The following is a 2,261-nucleotide window of genomic DNA, read 5'->3' on the forward strand; positions in this document are numbered from 1 at the left end:
ATCTTCGCTGCCTGGTCAGGATCGTTAGATCTGTAGCGGATTTCAAACCAGGCTTCTGCGCGATTGCCCTGCCGGATGGCCTCTCGTAAAGAAGGGCCAATCAGGCCTGCATTGTTCCAACCCAGGCTCGCCAGCACGATTATTTCTTTTGACTCGGTCAGCGCAGTATTGTCCCCACTGCCTGCGGGTAGCCGGTTTATAACACGCGCCCTATAAACATCTTCCCACAGATTATCAAATACCTCTCGGACTTCAGCATCATTATGAAAACTGAACGTCGTACGCCTGTCGCCAACCGGGACCAGTGCCGCATAAGCCGGGTCGGTATTATTACGGCGCTCCAGAAGTATTTGGTTGTACTGACTGACGTCGGTGACGTGGGCTTCCATTAACCTTTTTAGCCTATCCGCGTAACCAGTTTCAGTATTCTGCGGATGGTTAATATTACCAGTGGCTAAATGAAAACCCATTCCTTTCAGAACGGCATCTCTTACAAGATCCCCACCTGCAACTAAATCAAATCCTGCACCAATAGTTGGGTTACCATCCACAGTCTGCAAATGACAGCGTTTATATTCACTGTCGGATTCCATCCTGCAGATAAACATGTAAAGTTTATCTGAAAAATTAGTTAAAGAGTTCCAATTAAGCGACATGATTTATTCCTTTTAAGATATTTTCTCAATTAATTTGACAATAATTTTCATTCAGCCATTCTCTTTTACCACTACTGACAAATGTGGGGCCCCGCACTGATGCAAAGTGAGGTATTCCTCTGTACATATATATTTTATTATTCGACCTAATTATATGCCTGAGCGTTCCCGAAAATATCGTTAAAACAGGATTGCTGTACTTGTCCTGTGGTATATAAATCATCGTCCGCGGATCGGGGCCATCCAGCGATTCATTCACCAGATAAAGCGCGCCAGAGCTTATCTTTAACGGGGATAACGGAATACCTTTACATAAGCTGGCAATAAAGTCCGCATAGCCTTTACCCGTGAACTGAGCTGTCTGAATAAAAATCAGAGGCGTGACTGGCATGTTCTGATTCCGGGCACTTTCTTCCAGCCACGATGGAAATGGCATTCGCCATACCCGCAGATATCTACCATCAGTAATGAATTTATCTATCCTCTGCTCTATTTTTTCTTCTTCCTCCCGGGTCAGCACAGTTCTACGCTCTTCCAACTGATAAAATCCTTTCTCAAACAACCTGATATGGGGTGGTTCAAATTCTTCCGAAAATATCCTGCGTAACAGCGGCCGATACTGTTCAGGGTCCAGTTTTTGCCATGGTGGCTCTTTCAGTTGTTTGAAGTGGGGTATGACGAGTTCTGTAGCGCAGGTATCCATGCTGCCGGTAACCTGTGAGTAGTCAAACCGATTTAATTCTTTAAGCATGGTATCGCAGAACTGATAGCCTTTCCCTGTGAATTGTACCCACGGCCCTACCTGCGGTTCCAGTATCTTTTTTGCCTGCACCGATGATGCGGCCAGCAGCATAGCAATAAAAGAAACTGATAGTTTTTTTTGAAAGAGAGGTCTTCCATAAATCCTCCGGATAAAAAGTACCGACAGATAACGAAAATATATTTTTATAATTACCTGCATTGCTGTAATTCACTTCACAGATAATTAGCTTTTAAATATTAGTTAATGACATAAATAAAAATCAAAAACGTAATAACAGACACCACTATCCAGCCTGTTTCCAGGCAATGTCAATACCAGTGGTTAATTATAATTTAGGGCGCTTATTTTTTTAATTTTAATCAGATTAATGAATATCAGAATGATAGAAACATGTTTCTGGCACCACTACTATTCAGTAGTCGACCAGCATCCTCCCATTTATACTCAATTTAAATAATAACCTGGTGCCAGAGAAGTATTGCTGGCAATCAGCTCATCGCCGTCAGATCGCTGACTTCCTGTTCCGACACATTTTACGCCAGATCGATAATCGTGGTGTAGTCGTGATTTGCCGCTGCAATGCGGTCATTTCCAGGGGCGTCAGTATCCGGTGCATGGCCGAATTCAGTTTCGTACTCCATGATTTTTTGCCGGTGATTTTGCAGCATCCGGAAGATATTTTTTGCTTCCGCCGCGCTCACCTCCTGCGGGTCGTCATACAGTCCAAACACCTGAGACTCCATAAAACGGCGTTTCGCGATACCAGAGCGGATCTTCGCTGCCTGGTCAGGATCGTTAGATCTGTAGCGGATTTCAAACCAGGCTTCTGCGCGATTGCCCTG

3 protein-coding genes are annotated in these 2,261 nt (G+C 44.2%); all 3 read right to left on the reverse strand.

The window, feature by feature from the left end; translation table 11 throughout:
- Positions 1-656, reverse strand: a 656-nt coding sequence (locus RDN66_RS08515) for a hypothetical protein (RefSeq protein WP_308537775.1), incomplete at its 3' end; no start/stop codon positions are given.
- 25 nt (positions 657-681) lie between these two features.
- Positions 682-1,617 (reverse strand): hypothetical protein, encoded by a 936-nt coding sequence (locus RDN66_RS08520; protein ID WP_308537776.1) that lies wholly within the window; start codon positions 1,615-1,617, stop codon positions 682-684.
- Positions 1,618-1,952: 335 nt separating this feature from the next.
- The coding region (locus RDN66_RS08525; protein WP_308537777.1) for a hypothetical protein at positions 1,953-2,261 on the reverse strand (309 nt) is incomplete at its 5' end.

This window comes from uncultured Kluyvera sp., from assembly GCF_902485085.1.
Lineage (GTDB): Bacteria > Pseudomonadota > Gammaproteobacteria > Enterobacterales > Enterobacteriaceae > Kluyvera > Kluyvera ascorbata.

Bases quoted from the DNA above. Each gene is read 5' to 3' on its own strand.
- RDN66_RS08520 (WP_308537776.1), bottom strand. From the start codon at position 1,617: ATGCAGGTAATTATAAAAATATATTTTCGTTATCTGTCGGTACTTTTT.